Below are 17,274 nucleotides of genomic sequence, written 5' to 3'. Positions count from 1 at the left end.
CACTTACCACTATAGATAAAATATAGGGAAATTGATATTCTATAGTATGTTCATTAAATTTTTAATCTATTTACTCTTACATAAAGAAAGTTGAGTGAATCATTTATGACTTTTATAGCTATTACTATTTTCGTTATAACTTTAATTTTCGTTATTTGGCAACCAAAAGGATTAAATATAGGTATTACTGCTATAGTTGGTGCACTTTTAGCTATTGTTTCAGGCGTCGTATCTCTAACTGATATTGTTACAGTTACAAATATAGTTTGGAATGCAACATTAACTTTCGTTGCTATTATTTTAATATCATTGATTTTAGATCGTATCGGCTTTTTTGAATGGGCCGCTTTACATATGATTATTGCCTCAAAAGGCCATGGATTTAGAATGTTTATTTTTATAATGACTTTAGGTGCTTTAGTTGCTGCTTTGTTTGCCAATGATGGTGCTGCACTTATTCTTACACCAATAGTATTAGCTATGGTAAGAAGTTTAGGTTTTGATAAAAAAACAATATTCCCATTTATTATAGCAAGTGGATTTATAGCCGATACTACCTCCCTACCGCTTACTGTAAGTAATTTAGTCAATATTGTTTCTGCAGACTACTTTAACATTACATTTATTCAATATGCTCTAAGAATGATAATTCCAAATTTATTTTCATTTTTAGCAAGTAATTTTGTTCTTTGGCTTTATTTTAAACGATCCCTTCCTAAAAGAACGGATATTAGAAATTTAGCTACGCCTCAATCAGTGATAAGAGATAAAAAGCTTTTCAAAGCATCTTGGATTATTCTTATTATTTTATTATTGGGTTACTTAACGAGTGAGTTTATTAAAATTCCCGTGGCTTTTATAGCATTAATTATTGCTTTTGTATTCTTACTTTTAGCGAGTCGTTCTAAAGCAGTTAATACTAAAGAAGTTTTAATAGAAGCTCCATGGAATATAGTTATATTTTCAATTGGAATGTATCTTGTAGTATATGGATTAAAAAATGTAGGTATAACATTAGTATTAGGAAATATTTTGAATTCTATTTCAAGCCATGGGCTATTTAGTAGCATTATGGGTATGGGATTTATTGCAGCCTTTCTCTCATCTATAATTAATAACTTGCCTACTGTTTTAATAGATGCAATTGCTATTGCCCAGTCTAACTCTAATGGAATAATTAAAAATGGCATGATTTATGCAAATGTTATTGGTTCTGATTTAGGTCCTAAAATTACACCTATTGGATCTTTAGCAACTTTATTGTGGCTTCATGTATTAACTCAAAAAGGCGTAAAAATATCGTGGGAAACATATTTCAAAACAGGTATAGTGATTACTATTCCTGTACTATTTATAACGTTACTAGGACTCTATTTTACTCTAATTATTTTTTAAAATTAAATTTACTCTCACGCTGGCTTTAAAACTCAAAAATATAGCCAGCAATTTTATGTTGCAAAATAGAACAAGTGTTCGTATAATAGAATTATATCGAACGAGGTGATTTAAAGATGACGGATATAAAGAATGAAACGGATTATCGAAATATTCCGCGTGAAATGTTAGATCGCAACATTCCGTCGGGTCGTGGCATGGTTAAATGGGCTCCGTTTGCAACGTTACCCGAACAATTCGAAACTATCCATCAATATATGATTGATCAAAATAAAATAGATAGACCAGTACTTTCAGATGATCAATTAGCTCAATTAAATATCCGCTTGCACGAAGCATTACAAAAGTCTCAACCTGTTAATATAAAATATTACGAAGAAGGTTATATTAATTTTGTTAATCTCAATATACATCGTATTGATTCATTAAATCTTGAAATTGAGGGGATAAAGCCAGGTACTACCTATCATCAGAAAGTTCCTATTTTAGATATTATTGATATTACTTTCTCATAAAAAAAGTTGGCACTAGCTTTTTCAAGCTAATGCCAACAATTATCTTAAATTAGTACTAAAATATTAGACTAATTAATTATTATTTTCAATATCTGAAACAATTTCTTTAGTTTTTCTTTCAATATCTTCGAAATCTTTTTTGAAGATATAAGCAAAGGCAACTACACCTACGCCTACTACAACTGTAGTAATAGCTAATAAGCTAAATACAAATTTAAATAAACCTTTAATAAAGTTCCACATTACTTTTCACCTCTAAAATTAATATGCATATCTACAATTCACTATGATAGCATACTTATCTTTATCAATAAATAAATACCCGTTTCAAAAATTACTCATTCTCAACTAAATTTAAATTTATGGTAATATGTCAATTAAAGATTAATTTAAACACTTAACTAAAGTTAAAAATGAAATTCCAAAATCAATCATAACCCTTATAAAAAATTATTAACTTAACCACCATGACTTAACAGAATCAGCAATTGCTCTACAACTATCTGAAATCATAGATATCACTCCCATAAGATTAAAAAAATTCCCTCATTAAATACAATTCGATTGTAATATTTCATCCAAGGTAATTCAATTAACATTAAGTTAATTTACGATTACATTAAAGTAAACATTTGAAATGAAAGGATGACTAACATGCAAAATGTTCAATCTGATATCATGACCTTTCGTGGTTCTCATTATGACTTAGGAGTCGAAACAGCCAAATGGTTACAAAGAACTCCTCTACTGAATAATCGTGAAAAAGAATGGAAAAAAAGAAATCCGAGATTTGATATCGATGTCAGAGAAACGTATAACATTTTCCAAATATATGCTCCAAAAATTTGGGACGAGCTTATAGGTATGCAAGATGTATTAAATCTCCCTACTAAACAAATTATATTAAATTTTGGCCATTATCGTTTTACTGATTTAAAAGATAGTGGTTGTACAGTTTTTAAGGGTAAAGACTATTTACTACGTAATTACGATTATCATCCTTCTACTTACGATGGTAGATATTTGCTATACCAACCAAATGATAGTGGTTTAGCACAAATAGGCCCCACTTCTAGAGTAACTGGCAGAATGGACGGTATGAATGAGTATGGTTTATCAATGGCTTATAATTTTATGCATCGTAAAAAACCAGCAAACGGCTTTGTTTGTTATATGATAGGCAGACTTATACTTGAATATTGTAAAAACGTCGAAGAGGCTATACAACTTTTAAAAGAAATTCCTCATAGAAGTTCTTTTAGTTACATATTAATGGATAAGAAACTTAACTATGCCATTGTTGAAGTAACACCTCGTTCTATAGACATAAGATACGAACCTATATGTACCAATCACTTTGAATTATTAACACATGAGAATCGTAACTACACTAAAGAATCTAAAGAACGTTTGGAAAGAGTAATTGATAGCACAAGTAGTAATTTAAGCAAAGAAGATGCTTTTAAGTTGTTTAATGATCCTCAATATAATATTTATAGTAAATTATTTAAGAGTTGGTCTGGAACAATTCACACATCGCTTTATGAGCCACAAACATTAACAACTTGGATTGGACTTGGAGAGAATAGTTCTCCGATTAAAATAAACTTCTATCAATGGCTTAAAAATGATAATATAACCATTAAACATCTCAACGGAAAAATTGATACAGATTTGACATTTGCCACATATTAAATAGTAGAGTAAGTTGTATTTCTACTAATCATTAATAATGTAAAATTTAGAATTCGCTTAAAAAATCAATATATAAAAACCCATAAATGAGTATCATGTAATTACTCATTTATGGGTTAATAATAAAGTATTTAAAGAGAGATACGAGATATCTAATTAATGGAAATATCTCCATCCACAGTATAAAATTCCAAAATATTTTTACTCTTACCTACTTTTCCATCTTTAAAATTATTGTTATTAACTACTTTTTCACCACGTCCAGGATGTAACTTAAGTAGTGTGTCTTTAGGCTTAGATTCAAAATTATAATTTATATCTCCTTTTTTAGTTGAAGCTTTAATATCATTTGAAGGTTTCATTTTATTCATATTAATATCTCCTTCATTTAACAAGAAGATTGAATCTTTAAAATCACTACGACTAATTGTTAATTTGCCTTTCCCGATTTTAACATTTCCATTTTTAACTGATGAATTACATATATAAGCTATATTATTTGATTCATCTACATTTAAATCTTTTAGATTCGAATGTTCTATTGAAAAGTAACGGTTATTTATAATTGTGGCAGTTGAGGCATTAATATTTCTTAAATGAATGTCACCTATTACTGATTTAGCGCTCAGTTCTTTTAATTGTTCATTTGGTACAGTAATAGTAAGTTTTTTCTTATTATGGTGGAAAGGATTAAAGTTTAATCCATACCCTCTATTGGTCGCACGTTTCTCAGTAACTTTAAGCATTTTACCTTTCTTAGAGACGTATACATCGTTATCCCCTTGGTAATCCACTTTAAATTTCTTACCTTTAACAATGTTTATTTCAGAACCTATCGTACTTAAAGACAACTGATTGAAATGATTATCAAAAGTCTTATTATAGTTTTGCTTTTCATATTTAGCTTTATCAAAAGCAAACCAAGTAATTGTTCCACCAATAAAGAAAATTGCAAATATAATTAAACCGCTAATGAAAAGCTTCCTCATTTTTTAACGCTTCCTTTAACTGTTTTAATGTACCATAATAAATATTTCAATATTAATTTATGTACCAATTCAGTAATTTTCAATGTTAAAACAATAAAAATAATTCCTAAACCTGTTAAAGAGATAGAGAAAAATATATTACTCAGTGAATTATAAAATCCATTAATTATCGAATAACTTATAAGGATTAATGGAGAGAATAATAAACAGAATGCTATAAACATTAAAAGTATAATTAGAAATGCAATAATTACTACTGGTATTAATATAATAAATAATGAGAGTATACCTAGACTTAAAGAAGCTATAACAGCTCTAGTAATATTTTGAATTGTTGGTTTTGATTTTGCATAACTAATTGCACTTTTAGCTTTAATCTCTTTTGCTATATCATATGGGTCTTTCAACTTATTTACTATTTGTTCTTCAGTTTTACCTTTTAACTCTTCTTCATAGAATAAGTTTTCATATTCGTACATTTTATTATCTTTTTCACGTCTAGGAAGATCATCCAAAGCTAATTCTAATTCATTTAAAAAAGTAATTTTATCCATTTATCGTCACTCTTCCTGAATTTGAATTAAAGAATATCTATTAAGGTTTATCACTTACTGAAAAACTCTATTCTTTTTACTATATCATCTTTATATAATATATTAAGTTTCATTTTATTCTGACGGTCAGTATATGTAATTGATTTATAATGCTTACCAACCATATGTCTTTTGTAACTATCTCCTAACTCGTCAATAGCATCATCTATAGAGTCACCTATTCTAACTCCGAAATTTGTTTTAACACTTTTATCCTTAATTAAGACAATTCCTTTAACAGTCTGCTTTTTGTTCTTCACTTTAACAGTTAAATCTTTATGCTTTTCATCATTATAAAATTTAAATCGATCTAGCTTAATTTTTTTATTAATAATATATCCTTTTTGGTTAAAATGATCATTTAAACCTATATCATTCACAGTATAATTGGATAAATCTACTGTTTTAATACTTCTATAGTACATAATCCCAAAAAGTAGAATAATTGCTCCAATCAAAAAAAGGGTTGAAATCACCCATCTGTTTTGTATACGCAATTGAGTCACCACTTTCACTCTTGTTCTATTAAATATAGCATATGAATTTTGGAGTTTCATCTAACAACTTAGTCACATTTATAATTAAATTACGATTAAGTTAATTTAATATCTTTAAAGTTAAAAAATTGTTATAATATTCTAAATAATTAAGGAGGTTATTTCTATGACTAATTTACAAACTTATTTTAATAAAAGTCAGCCATTAGAAGCGTACATTGACCAAATGAAAGATAATAGAAATAATTTATTATCAATATACAAATCCTTTAAATTACCCGAAGAAGATGACCGTATTACAAAGCTAAAACATGCAAGCTACTCAAAGGTATTAGTTATCACCGAAGATTGGTGTGGTGATGCTATGATGAACCTTCCAATACTAAAACGTGTTAGCGAAGAATTAAATTTAGAAGTTAGAGTATTTCATAGAGATGACGACACACGTTTGATTGATCAGTATCTTACTAACGGTAAGTCTAGATCGATTCCTATTTTTGTTTTTATGAATAATGATTTTGAACAAATAACTGTTTGGGGACCAAGAGCTAAGGAAGTTCAAAAATTTGTTGTTGATTTGAGAAACGATAAGTTACCAGATAAAGATCATCCACAGTATGATGATAAAGTTAAAGAAACCCACTTAATTATTTCGAATAGATTTAAAACAGATTCTTCATTTTGGAAAAACGTTTATAACTCCATAATTAATCAGCTTTTATATAAATAAATACTGAGGCTATACGCCTCAGTATTTTAAACTTAAATATCTCTTTTAGCAGCATATAAAATGTTAGCTACAAATAATACTACTATAGAAGCAATTGAAATAAACCATTGCCAATGTGAGAATTTGATTTCCTCAGTCATTTTTTCAGTGAGATAAGTAAATGGAATGTATTTAAATGATTTTTGAATATCGTCACCGATATTTGGTATTAAACCTATTAAAGGTTGCACAAATGGTACGATAAGTAATAAGAAAATACCTAAAGTAAAGATTACTGCTGGCTTTTCAATAATTAACGTTAGTAATAATAAGAATAATCCAAAGAATAAGAAAAATATAAGGTAAAACCATATATTATTTAAGAATTTATCTCCATCAACATTTGACCCTTTTGTAGATGCTTGAATAATAATAATTACAAGATATTGAAGTAAAGTAAATAAGAAAGAAATTAATATCATTGAAATTGTTTTAGCAATAATATATCCAATACGACTACTTACCTTACTCATATATAATTGGATTGTACCTTGAGAATAATCTCTAGTGATAGTTTTAATGATAAATAATAATCCAGCGAATAATAATAACCAGTTAGCCAGTACGAAAACCATTTCATTATTCACTTCATGAGACTTACTATATGCTGCTTGCATACTTGCTTGGAAGACTGTCATGCCTATAACTAGTATTAATGCAAGATACGTTAAAGGACTTTTAATAATACTAATTAAATCAAACTTAACTAGTTGTAAACTTCTCATTATTTATCACCTCTTTGATTAATATTAAAGTAAGTATCACGTAGAGAGCTTTTACGCGTTTCAATATACTTCGGATAAACACCTTGTTCAGACAAGGATTTTAGTAGTGGTTTATAGTCTCTTTGAGCTTTTATAATAATCTCACCAGCATCTTTTTGTGATTGTTGCACTTTGAAATGTGTTGTTAGATATTCTAAAGTTTTATTGAAATCATCATGTTCAATCGTAATGATTGTACTATCTTCAGGTCCCCCGTCTTTCATGTTCACATCTTGAACAAAGTTACCATCTCTAAGGAAGACAGCTCTATCACAAATAAGTTCAATATCTTCTAATTTGTGACTTGAAATTAATATTTTCATCTCTAATTGTTTAACTAAAGATTGGATAGTTTTTAAAACATCAATTGATCCATCTGGATCCATACCATTTGTAGGCTCATCCAAAATTAAATATTTTGGTTTATTCATAAGAGAAACCGCAATAGCTAATTTTTGTTTCATACCCATAGAATATTTTTTTACTTTTTTCTTAATATAAGGTCTCATACCAAAAGCATCTATAATGTGATCTGAGTACTCTTTATCAAAGCCTTTTCCTAAAACTTGCGCAAACAATTTCAGATTATATAAACCTGACTTATTGTCATAAAGTTTAGGATGTTCGATTAAATAACCTACGTTTTCATCTTTGGATAAATCAACTTTCCCTTGATAATTAATAATATTACCATTCATAACTTTCATTAAAGTTGTTTTACCAACACCGTTTTTACCTATAAGACCAACAATTTGACTATTTCCAAAATCAAAATTTATATCGTCAATGACTGTATTTTGACCATATTTTTTAGTGATATGTTCTAATTTCATGATAGACCCCCTTAAGTGGTTAATTTTTTATCTTTCTAATTTGAATCATATAATTCACAATTAAACTAATCATGCTAATAATCAATAAACCGTAATTTAAAAAGTATGAATAAACAACCGGAATATGACTATCTTTATGAACTAAGAAGTTAATCAAGATAAATAAAGCAGATAAGAAAAATGGTAATACTATGATAACTCCAAAAACATATGCTAAATAAGGCACATCTTTATTTTTCTGTTCCGTACTTTTATTGAAAGCGATAGGAATTGAAAAGAAGTTCGCTATAATAAAAGAATAAGTTGTTGAAAAAGTTATGGAATCTGTCTTTATTGAACTTGTTTCATAGCCATATAGACTTATGATTATTGCACCTATAATTGTTAAAACTATGCAACTGATGTAATTTGCATTTAATAAATCTTTCCTTGAAACAGGCAGACTACCAAAGAATAAGTATGACTGTGATCCACCTAATCTGCGATTGATTCTAAACAGATGTCCGGCATCAACTAAACATATGATTGTTAATATAATACCCATAGGTCCTGAAATCACAAGATAAGGTAAATGTTGTTTGTCTATTAAATGATAAAATGGAAAGAAAATGAGTAATAAACCATAAATCAAAAGTGTCCATTGTCGAAGTATAAGATTTCTAATTAATAATTGTTTCATATAAGTTTCTCATTTCGTTGATGATATTTGAAATCCAGTTGATTTTTATTCTTTTCTAAATAAATCATTAGTTCTTCGATTGATGGATTTTTAATTTCTACCTTATTCCCAAATAATTCTTTAAATGTTTGGTAGTGCTCAGTTAGGCCTATGTAGCCTGTTTTTCTAACTTCTTTGTAAATTAACAATTCCTCCAACTCTATATCTAAATCTTCATTGGAACCGCTAATAACTTTATATTTTTCAGATAATGCGTCACGTGATTCATTAAAAATAATTTGCCCGTCACGTAAATAAACTATATAGTCCGCAATTTTTTCTAAGTCAGATATGATATGTGTAGATATGAAAACAGTTTTGTCTTCATCAATTAATTCTTGTTGAATAATCTCAAGTAGTTCATTTCTAACTAAAGGATCTAGTCCAGATGTTGGTTCATCTAGGATGAATAACTCAGCATGATGACTAAATGCTATAGCTAATGATAATTTCATTTTCATACCTGTTGAGAAAGTTTTAATTTTCTTCTTATATGGCAATTGAAAAAATTGAAGATAATTCATAAATATTTTATGATCCCAATTGTTATAAAACGGGGCGACGATATTCTCTAACTTTTTAATTGACCATTTATCATTAAAATAAGTTTCAGAATAAACAAAACCTATTTTATTTTTTATTTCTACAGCACTATCCTTCATTTGTTCATTAAATACAGAAATTTGACCATTTTTAGATTGAATTAAATCCATAATTAAACGTATAACTGTAGTTTTACCAGCACCATTCCCACCTATAAAACCAGTAACAAAGCCTTTAGGAACTTTAAAGGAGATATCTTTCAACTGAAAATCTTTTGTCTGATAACTTACATTCTTAAGCTCAATCGCATTCATCAGTCTTCCTCCTCATAAATTAAAGACAATATTTCAGTCAATTCTTCTAAAGGCATCCCAATTGTTTTTGCTTCTTTCGACATTGTTTTAGCCAAATTTTCAATAACAAAGAACTGTTTCTCTTTAAGAATTGAGTTATCTTGTTCCTTCACAAAGGTACCTTTACCTCTTATCGTAGTCACAAATCCATCCTTTTCTAAATCTTCATAAGCTCGTTTTGTAGTAATTAAACTCACTTGTAAATCTTTAGCTAACTCACGCATTGATGGAAGGTGTTCGCCAGGAGCAACATAACCTTTTAAAATATTTTCTTTAATTTGTTGCTTAATTTGTTCATAAATGGGATATTCACTGTTGTTTTTCAAAATTAATTTCATCGATGTCCCCCTTTTCTTCTGTATATACATAATATATACAATATATACAGATTTGTAAAGTATATATACTAAATTCTGTTGAAAATCTTATATGAGAACAGAATATTGAGTATAAACAATATATACAAAAAGACTTAAGAGAGCAATACACTTCTCTTAAGTCTTAAATAAAGTACACTATTTTTTTCTCCGTTTATTACTTCTATCGATAAAAGCACAAATCATAAACATTATTGCAGCAAGTAGCAATTTAATCCCTTGCGATTCATGACCTGTAGCTTGAAGATAATAACCTACTACAAATAGTACAATCGCTAATCCAACAAATATTTTAGTTAAGTGCTTCATATTATTCACCTCAACACATTAAAAGTATATCAAATAACACTATGCATAAAAATAGTAATTAGTTTTAATCTTTCAATTAGATAAAACACGATATAAAAATTTTGAGTTATCACGATTAAATATTGATTGCGGTCAATTTAGTACAATGTTACAATAAACTTGTATCCACGAATTATACTACACAACCCCAGGTCTGGTACCAGCAGACTTGGGGTTTTTTGTGTTCGGTCATCTACTTGTCTTTCCATTTAATTTCTAACCAAATTCTAAAGACAACAAGTACGCCACCTGTAATCAATGTAATTAAACCATCTTGCCACCACGTCATTATACTACACCTCCCAAAATTGATTAGTGTCATATAATTTGATGACCTAAACATATTCTAACACAAATTACAGAACATATGTTCTCTGTTAAGTATAAAATTTTTACTCAATCCAAATCATCAATACTTTATCTTTAATCAAATTAAAGATAATATATATATATACACTTTATTGAAGAGAGGTTAGAAAATGACAAGCCCTTTAGCCGAAAATTTAAATAATGAATTACAACAAGCCCATCCAAAAGTATATGAAATGTTATCTAACTTAGGTAAAGAAATATTCTACCCTAAAGGTATTTTATCTCAATCAGCGGATGCCAAAAGCACAAAATATAACGCCACTATTGGTATGGCAACAAATGATAAAGGTAAAATGTATGCTGGTTCATTAAATAATATGTTTAATGATTTAACTCCAGATGAAATTTTCCCATATGCCCCTCCCCAAGGTATCGAAGACTTACGTGATTTATGGCAAATTAAAATGCTAAATGAAAATCCTGATTTATCAAAAGAAGTGATAAGTCGACCAATCGTGACAAATGCTCTAACTCATGGATTATCATTAGTTGCAGACTTATTCGTAGATGCAAATGATACTATTTTATTACCAACACACAACTGGGGCAACTATAAACTTGTGTTCAACACACGCCACCAAGCCAACATTGAAACGTATCCTATTTTCAATGAAGAAGGCCATTACACTACTGATTCACTAGTGGAAACTTTAGAAAACTTTAATAAAGATAAAGTAATCATGATTCTAAATTATCCTAATAATCCAACTGGTTACACACCTAAAGCTGAAGAAGTTAAAACTATTGTTGCAGCTATTGAAGCACTTGCTAATAAAGGAACAAAAGTGATCGCCGTTGTAGATGATGCATACTATGGTTTATTCTATGAGGATGTTTATACACAGTCTATTTTCACAGCTTTATCAAAAGTGAATTCTAATAATATTTTACCTGTACGCTTAGATGGAGCTACTAAAGAATTTTTTGCTTGGGGATTCCGTGTAGGTTTTATGACTTTTGGTACTAAAGATGAAACAACTAAAAATGTACTTGAAGCAAAAGTTAAAGGTTTAATTAGAAGTAATATTTCAAGTGGTCCGTTACCATCTCAAAGTGCTATCAAGCATGTTCTGAAAAATAATAAACAATTTGATAGAGAAATTGAAGAAAATATTCAAACATTAAAAGATCGATACGAAGTTACTAAAGAAGTTGTTTATGATAAGAAATACGTGGATTATTGGAAAGCGTATGATTTTAATTCAGGTTACTTTATGGCATTAAAAGTTAATCATGTTGATCCTGAAGCATTGCGTAAACATTTAATTGATAAATATTCAATAGGTATTATCGCCCTAAATAACACAGATATTCGTATTGCCTTTAGTTGCGTGGAAAAAGACGATATTCCTCACGTTTTTGAATCTATCGCTAAAGCTATTGATGATCTAAAATAAAAAGAGAAGAGTTGCTCTCTTAAATAATTTAGAGCAACTCTTCTTTTTTAAATCTCTTTTTTACGTGATTTACGTAATAACATCAAACCAAGAATAAGAATACTAGATAATAATGTTTTATTTGTTTGATTATTTTCTCCCGTATGCGGTAATTCTTTGAGTTTGTCCTTTTCGATATGCTTAATTTCATTACTTCCATCATTCAATTTCACTTTAGATGTTTTAATTTTATAAACTTCTCTATTTGTAACTTTTGAAGGCACTTTAATAATGATTGCTACACTTGCATCACTATTGCCTTTATATTCTCTGGCAACTATTTCACTACGTTCTTCAATTGCTAGATTAGTTATTTTAATTTCCCCTGTGTGAGAATTTAAAATAATACCTTTTATAACTTGATCTGTAGACCATTCTGAACCATTTTTATAAATATTAATGTAAGTCATTTTACCTTTTTTATTTTTAAAATTAATTTTAACTTTAGTTGCTTCAGTTTTAGGCTTTATAATAACTGTCGCTTCTTCTTCATTTATAGTTACAATTGGAGGTTCAGGTGCTTTTTCTTTACGTGGCATAATCACACTATTTAATTTACTATAATCACTATTACCCTTAAGTCCACTCGCAGTAATTTTACTTTCAGGATAAACAACTTGATAATCTATAGTTACCTTACCAGTAGTCGGTTCTAAAGTGATGCCCGTTATCTCTTTACTTAAGCTCCATATATGACCATTTTTATTTACGAGGATTTTTTCAGATTGCCCTTTTGGATTTAAATAATTTATTTCCAATTTTGTAGATAAGCCGCTTGGTACTATGCTCACATTTACATCTCTTTCATCTTTCTCGACAATAGGCGCATCTGGCGTTGCTTCTTTGCGTGGCATAATTATTTTGCTTTTTGTGCTTGTGTCACTATTACCTTTTGTCTCAGTCGCTACTATTTCACTTTCTGCTTGTACAGCTTGATAGCCGATTTTGACTTTTCCAGTAGCTTTATCTAATTGAATATGTGGCACCTCTTTATTTAATGACCATGTCTCCCCATTTTTGCTTGCGATAATTGAATCAGTTTGACCTTCTGGATTTGTATAATTGATAACTAATTTCGTTGATTCATCTTTTGGTGTTACTTCGACATAGACGTGCGATTCACTTGCTTCGACAGCTGGTGCATTCGGTGTAACTTCTTTTATTGGCATATTCACATTGCTTTCTGTACTTGCATCACTATTACCTTGTGTTGCTATCGCTATTACTTCACTACCAGCTTGTACTACTTGATAACCAATTATTACTTTTCCGGTAGCTTTATCTAATTGAATATGTGGCACTTCTTTGTTTAATGACCATGTCTCTTCATTTTTACTTGCGATTATTGAATCAACTTTGCCTTCTGGAGTGATATATTTTATGATCAATTGTGTTACTTCACCCTTAGGTGATATACCTACGCTTGCATCACTTACGTACTTCTCAATAATCGGTGCGTCTGGCGTTGGTACTTTTATTGGCATGTTTACTTTACTTTCCATACTGGCATCACTGTTGCCTTTTGTCTCAGTAGCTGAAATTTCACTCCCTGCTAGCACTGCTTGATAGCCGATTTTGACTTTTCCAGTAGTTTCATTTAATTGAATGTTTGGCACTTCTTTGTTTAATGACCATATCTCCCCATTTTTGCTTGCGATAATTGAATCAGATTGACCTTCTGGATTTGTATAATTAATCACTAATTTCGTTGCTTCATCTTTTGGAGTAACTTCGACATTAACTTGCTCCTCACTTGCTTCGATAGTCGGAGTATCCGGTGTTGCCCCTTTTCGTGGTATAGTCACTTTACTTTTTGCGCTTGCGTCACTGTTACCTTTTGTTTCTGTTGCTTCAACTTCGCTTGCTGATTGTACTGCCTGATAGCCGATGGTTACTTTTCCAGTAGTTTCATTTAATTGAATGTAAGGCACTCCTTTGTTTAACGACCATGTCTCCCCATTTTTGCTTGCGATGATTGAATCAGTTTGACCTTCTGGATTTGTATAATTGATCACTAACTTTGTTGATTCATCTTTCGGTGTTACTTCGACATTTGCATGTTCTTCATCTGCTTCAATTACAGGAGAATCTGGCATTACTTCTTTACGTGGCATGTTTATTTTATTTTCAACACTTGTGTCACTATTGCCTTTTGTCTCAGTCGCAACAACTTCGCTTTCTGCTCGTACTGCCTTATAGCCGATGGTTACTTTTCCAGTAGTTTCATTTAATTGAATGTAAGGCACTTCTTTGTTTAACGACCATGTCTCCCCATTTTTGCTTGCGATGATTGAATCAGTTTGGCCTTCTGGATTAGTATAATTAATCACTAACTTTGTTGATTCATCTTTTGGTGTTACTTCGACATTAACTTGCTCCTCACTTGCTTCGATAGTTGGAGCATCAGGTGTTGCCTCTTTACGTGGCATAGTCACTTTACTTTTTGCGCTTGCGTCACTATTACCTTTTGTTTCTGTTGCTTCAACTTCGCTTGCTGCTTGTACGGTTTGATAGCCAATTGTTACTTTCCCGGTGCTTTCATCAAGTTCTATATTTGAAATATTTTTATTGATATTCCATAACTTACCAACTTTAGTAGCTGTAATAATAGCTGGTTGACCTTCTATATCAGTATAGTGAATATCTAATTTAGTAACATCATGATGAGGTATAATTTCGACATTTGGTACATTTATATTAGACTGTACTACTGGTGGTTCAGGTTTAGTTTCTTTAGCTGGCATAATTATATGTTTGGCAATACTATCATCACTGTTACCACCTGATTCAGTAGCAATAATATCACTTTCTGGTTGCACCGCTACATGACTAATTGTCACTTTTCCTGTTTGAGAGTTAATTGAGAAACCTAAAATATCATTATTCAATGACCAGTTTTGATTTGTCTTAGTGGCTATAGCTGTAGCGATTTGATCATTAACATCTAAATATTTGATAGTCATTTTATCTGACTTATTTGAAGGTGAAATACTCACACTCACATTGTCATAATCTGATGTTAACGTAGGTCCGTCTGGTGCGACTTCCTTGCGCGGCATATTCACTTTACTTTCTATGCTAGGATCACTATTACCTTTAATTTCTGTTGTTACTATTTCACTTTCTGCTTGGACTGCTTGGTAGCCAATTGTGATTTTACTTGTTTGATTATCTAACTCAACATGAGACACTTTTTTATTGAGAGACCAAGTTCCATCATTCTTATTTGCGATGATTGAATCAGTTTGACCTTCTTGATTTGTATAATTGATAACTAGTTTTGTCACTTCATCTTTAGGTGTTACCTCGACATTGGCATGTTCTTCATCCGCTTCAATAGTTGGTGCTTCTGGTGTTGTCTCTTTTCGTGGCATAGTCACTTTACTTTCCGTACTAGAATTACTGTTACCTTTTGTTTCTGTTGCAATAATTTCACTTTCTGCTTGAACTGCTTGATAGCCAATTGTTACTTTTCCGTTAGTTTCGTCTAATTCAATATGCGGCACTTGTTTATCTAGTGACCATACTCCTCCGTTTTTACTAGCGATAATCGAACTAGATTGTCCGTTGGTATCTGTGTAATTAATAATTAACTTTGTCGAGTCATCTTTAGGTGTTACTTCAACATTGACTTGCTCTTCACTTGCTTCGACATCTGGTGCTTCTGGAGTAGCTTCTTTTCGTGGCATAGTCACTTTACTTTCCGTACTTGGATTACTATTGCCCTTTGTTTCGGTCGCTATAACTTCACTTTCTGCTTGGACTGCTTGATAACCAATCGTTACTTTTCCGTTAGTTTCGTCTAGTTCAATATGTGGAACCTCTTTGTTTAGCGACCATATTCCTCCATTTTTACTTGCGATAATCGAACTTGGTTGGCCATTTGTATCTGTATATTTTACTTCTAAATTTGTCGATTCACCTTTTGGTGTTATTTCAACATTAACGTGCTCTTCACTTGCTTTAATATCAGGTGCTTCCGGCGTAGCTTCTTTTCGTGGCATTTTTAATTTGCTTTCAGAACTTGAGTCACTATTACCTTTTGTTTCTGTTGTTGCTACTTCACTTTCTGCTTGGACTGCTTGGTAGCCAATTGTGATTTTACCTGTTTGATCATCTAACTCAACATGAGACACTTGTTTATCCAGTGACCATACTCCTCCATTTTTACTTGCGATAATCGAACTAGATTGTCCGTTGGTATCTGTGTAATTAATAATTAACTTTGTCGAGTCATCTTTAGGTGTTACTTCAACATTGACTTGCTCTTCACTTGCTTCGACATCTGGTGCTTCCGGTGTCACTTCTTTACGTGGCATTTTTAATTTGCTTTCAGAACTTGAGTCACTATTACCTTTTGTTTCTGTTGCTACTATTTCACTTTCTGCTTGGACTGCTTGATAACCAACTGTTACTTTTCCAGTATGACCATCTATATTAATATGTGACACTTGTTTATCTAATGTCCAAGTTTCTCCATTTTTAATAGCATTAATCGAGGCTGGTTCGTTTTCTGGATTTATATAAATTATTTCTACTTTTGATGCTTCACCTTTAGGTGTTACTTCGACATTAACGTGTTCCTCATTCGCTTCTATATCTGGCGCTTCAGGCGTTGCCTCTTTACGTGGCATATTTTCTCTACTTTCCTCACTTGTGTCACTGTTAACAGTTGTATCATTCGCTACAACTACGCTCTCTGGATAAACTACTTGGTAATTAATTGTTACTAAACCGGATTGTGGTTCAATAGTAATACCATCAACATTACTATTAAGTGACCAATTATCATTAATTTTATTTGCAATAATCGATGTACTTTCATTAGAAGTATTCTGATATGTAATGTTTAACTTATCTGCTTTATTAGCTGGTGTTATAGTTAAATTTGGAATCACATGATTTATTTCAATAATTGGTTTATTTGGTGCACTATATTTGAGACTATTTTTCAATGTATCTAAAGAATTAGTAACATTATTGATATTTTCTTGTGAGACTTGATTCTCTATAGCGACATTATTTTGCTGCTCATTTATAATATTTCTAGCTTCGGTTAATTTATCTTGAAGCGCAC

17 protein-coding genes are annotated in these 17,274 nt (G+C 30.5%); 5 read left to right on the top strand and 12 right to left on the bottom strand.

Annotation, left to right across the window (positions count from 1 at the left end; genetic code table 11):
- Window positions 1-105: 105 nt before the first annotated feature.
- A complete protein-coding gene (arsB, locus tag V6C74_RS04465; RefSeq protein ID WP_016898694.1) occupies window positions 106-1,395 on the top strand; it encodes an arsenite efflux transporter membrane subunit ArsB in 1,290 nt (429 codons plus the stop codon).
- Window positions 1,396-1,511: 116 nt separating this feature from the next.
- On the top strand, window positions 1,512-1,910 hold the full coding sequence (locus V6C74_RS04460) for a YolD-like family protein (protein WP_002453634.1): 399 nt from the start codon (window positions 1,512-1,514) through the stop codon (window positions 1,908-1,910).
- A gap of 72 nt (window positions 1,911-1,982) precedes the next feature.
- Here V6C74_RS04460 and V6C74_RS04455 read toward each other — a convergent pair whose 3' ends face one another.
- Entirely contained in the window at window positions 1,983-2,153 is a 171-nt protein-coding gene (locus V6C74_RS04455; protein WP_002435939.1) for a hypothetical protein, read from the bottom strand.
- A gap of 411 nt (window positions 2,154-2,564) precedes the next feature.
- Between V6C74_RS04455 and V6C74_RS04450 the strand changes: the two genes are divergently transcribed.
- The gene (locus V6C74_RS04450; protein ID WP_002453635.1) at window positions 2,565-3,605 is read left to right on the top strand and encodes a C45 family autoproteolytic acyltransferase/hydolase; all 1,041 of its coding nucleotides are present in this window, start codon (window positions 2,565-2,567) and stop codon (window positions 3,603-3,605) included.
- Window positions 3,606-3,757: 152 nt separating this feature from the next.
- On the opposite strand, the gene V6C74_RS04445 is transcribed toward V6C74_RS04450, so the two are convergent.
- From V6C74_RS04445 to V6C74_RS04435, 3 genes are read right to left on the bottom strand one after another with little or no spacing between them, the layout of a single operon-like run.
- Window positions 3,758-4,594: a DUF4097 family beta strand repeat-containing protein gene (locus V6C74_RS04445; protein ID WP_002453636.1), complete on the bottom strand. Its 837-nt coding sequence runs from the start codon at window positions 4,592-4,594 to the stop codon at window positions 3,758-3,760.
- Window positions 4,591-5,148, bottom strand: coding sequence for a DUF1700 domain-containing protein (locus V6C74_RS04440; protein WP_002453637.1), 558 nt, complete (start codon window positions 5,146-5,148; stop codon window positions 4,591-4,593). The genes V6C74_RS04445 and V6C74_RS04440 overlap by 4 nt, the downstream gene beginning before the upstream one ends.
- Before the next feature lie 50 nt (window positions 5,149-5,198).
- Window positions 5,199-5,684 (bottom strand): hypothetical protein, encoded by a 486-nt coding sequence (locus tag V6C74_RS04435; protein ID WP_002453638.1) that lies wholly within the window; start codon window positions 5,682-5,684, stop codon window positions 5,199-5,201.
- 166 nt (window positions 5,685-5,850) lie between these two features.
- Between V6C74_RS04435 and V6C74_RS04430 the strand changes: the two genes are divergently transcribed.
- Window positions 5,851-6,414, top strand: coding sequence for a thioredoxin family protein (locus tag V6C74_RS04430; protein ID WP_002453639.1), 564 nt, complete (start codon window positions 5,851-5,853; stop codon window positions 6,412-6,414).
- Between the two features lie 32 nt (window positions 6,415-6,446).
- Here the strand turns inward: V6C74_RS04430 and pmtD are convergent, their stop codons facing one another.
- The 7 genes from pmtD to V6C74_RS04395 all read right to left on the bottom strand — a co-directional run bounded on the left by pmtD (window position 6,447) and on the right by V6C74_RS04395 (window position 10,678).
- Complete coding sequence (gene pmtD, locus V6C74_RS04425) at window positions 6,447-7,178, bottom strand: phenol-soluble modulin export ABC transporter permease subunit PmtD (protein ID WP_002453640.1); 732 nt, start codon at window positions 7,176-7,178, stop codon at window positions 6,447-6,449.
- Window positions 7,178-8,050, bottom strand: coding sequence for a phenol-soluble modulin export ABC transporter ATP-binding protein PmtC (gene pmtC, locus V6C74_RS04420; RefSeq protein WP_002453641.1), 873 nt, complete (start codon window positions 8,048-8,050; stop codon window positions 7,178-7,180). Before pmtC ends, pmtD begins: the two co-directional genes overlap by 1 nt.
- A 19-nt stretch (window positions 8,051-8,069) precedes the next feature.
- Window positions 8,070-8,729 carry an ABC-2 transporter permease gene (locus tag V6C74_RS04415; protein WP_016898691.1) on the bottom strand — a complete coding sequence of 220 codons (660 nt, stop codon included), beginning with the start codon at window positions 8,727-8,729 and terminating at the stop codon, window positions 8,070-8,072.
- Window positions 8,726-9,625: an ABC transporter ATP-binding protein gene (locus V6C74_RS04410; RefSeq protein WP_002453643.1), complete on the bottom strand. Its 900-nt coding sequence runs from the start codon at window positions 9,623-9,625 to the stop codon at window positions 8,726-8,728. The genes V6C74_RS04415 and V6C74_RS04410 overlap by 4 nt, the downstream gene beginning before the upstream one ends.
- Window positions 9,625-10,002, bottom strand: coding sequence for a GntR family transcriptional regulator (locus V6C74_RS04405; protein WP_002453644.1), 378 nt, complete (start codon window positions 10,000-10,002; stop codon window positions 9,625-9,627). The genes V6C74_RS04410 and V6C74_RS04405 overlap by 1 nt, the downstream gene beginning before the upstream one ends.
- Before the next feature lie 177 nt (window positions 10,003-10,179).
- Window positions 10,180-10,350: a hypothetical protein gene (locus tag V6C74_RS04400; protein WP_002453645.1), complete on the bottom strand. Its 171-nt coding sequence runs from the start codon at window positions 10,348-10,350 to the stop codon at window positions 10,180-10,182.
- 232 nt (window positions 10,351-10,582) lie between these two features.
- Window positions 10,583-10,678 (bottom strand): hypothetical protein, encoded by a 96-nt coding sequence (locus V6C74_RS04395; protein ID WP_016898690.1) that lies wholly within the window; start codon window positions 10,676-10,678, stop codon window positions 10,583-10,585.
- 190 nt (window positions 10,679-10,868) lie between these two features.
- Here V6C74_RS04395 and V6C74_RS04390 point away from each other — a divergent pair, with 190 nt between their 5' ends.
- Entirely contained in the window at window positions 10,869-12,158 is a 1,290-nt protein-coding gene (locus tag V6C74_RS04390) for an aminotransferase class I/II-fold pyridoxal phosphate-dependent enzyme (protein ID WP_002453646.1), read from the top strand.
- Window positions 12,159-12,205: 47 nt separating this feature from the next.
- Here the strand turns inward: V6C74_RS04390 and V6C74_RS04385 are convergent, their stop codons facing one another.
- On the bottom strand, window positions 12,206-17,095 hold the full coding sequence (locus V6C74_RS04385) for an LPXTG cell wall anchor domain-containing protein (protein ID WP_142382070.1): 4,890 nt from the start codon (window positions 17,093-17,095) through the stop codon (window positions 12,206-12,208).
- Between the last annotated feature and the right edge of the window lie 179 nt (window positions 17,096-17,274).

It is taken from the genome of Staphylococcus capitis subsp. capitis (assembly GCF_040739495.1).
In the GTDB taxonomy this organism is placed as follows: Bacteria; Bacillota; Bacilli; order Staphylococcales; family Staphylococcaceae; genus Staphylococcus; species Staphylococcus capitis.
Note: the sequence above shows the minus strand (reverse complement) of the source record. Positions and strands in the feature narration are given on the sequence as shown.

Coding starts and splice junctions, on each gene's coding strand:
- V6C74_RS04440 (WP_002453637.1), bottom strand. CDS start 5,148: ATGGATAAAATTACTTTTTTAAATGAATTAGAATTAGCTTTGGATGAT.
- V6C74_RS04430 (WP_002453639.1), top strand. CDS start 5,851: ATGACTAATTTACAAACTTATTTTAATAAAAGTCAGCCATTAGAAGCG.
- V6C74_RS04455 (WP_002435939.1), bottom strand. CDS start 2,153: ATGTGGAACTTTATTAAAGGTTTATTTAAATTTGTATTTAGCTTATTA.
- pmtC (WP_002453641.1), bottom strand. CDS start 8,050: ATGAAATTAGAACATATCACTAAAAAATATGGTCAAAATACAGTCATT.
- V6C74_RS04445 (WP_002453636.1), bottom strand. CDS start 4,594: ATGAGGAAGCTTTTCATTAGCGGTTTAATTATATTTGCAATTTTCTTT.
- V6C74_RS04395 (WP_016898690.1), bottom strand. CDS start 10,678: ATGACGTGGTGGCAAGATGGTTTAATTACATTGATTACAGGTGGCGTA.
- V6C74_RS04460 (WP_002453634.1), top strand. CDS start 1,512: ATGACGGATATAAAGAATGAAACGGATTATCGAAATATTCCGCGTGAA.
- V6C74_RS04390 (WP_002453646.1), top strand. CDS start 10,869: ATGACAAGCCCTTTAGCCGAAAATTTAAATAATGAATTACAACAAGCC.
- V6C74_RS04405 (WP_002453644.1), bottom strand. CDS start 10,002: ATGAAATTAATTTTGAAAAACAACAGTGAATATCCCATTTATGAACAA.
- V6C74_RS04415 (WP_016898691.1), bottom strand. CDS start 8,729: ATGAAACAATTATTAATTAGAAATCTTATACTTCGACAATGGACACTT.
- V6C74_RS04400 (WP_002453645.1), bottom strand. CDS start 10,350: ATGAAGCACTTAACTAAAATATTTGTTGGATTAGCGATTGTACTATTT.
- pmtD (WP_002453640.1), bottom strand. CDS start 7,178: ATGAGAAGTTTACAACTAGTTAAGTTTGATTTAATTAGTATTATTAAA.
- V6C74_RS04450 (WP_002453635.1), top strand. CDS start 2,565: ATGCAAAATGTTCAATCTGATATCATGACCTTTCGTGGTTCTCATTAT.
- arsB (WP_016898694.1), top strand. CDS start 106: ATGACTTTTATAGCTATTACTATTTTCGTTATAACTTTAATTTTCGTT.
- V6C74_RS04410 (WP_002453643.1), bottom strand. CDS start 9,625: ATGAATGCGATTGAGCTTAAGAATGTAAGTTATCAGACAAAAGATTTT.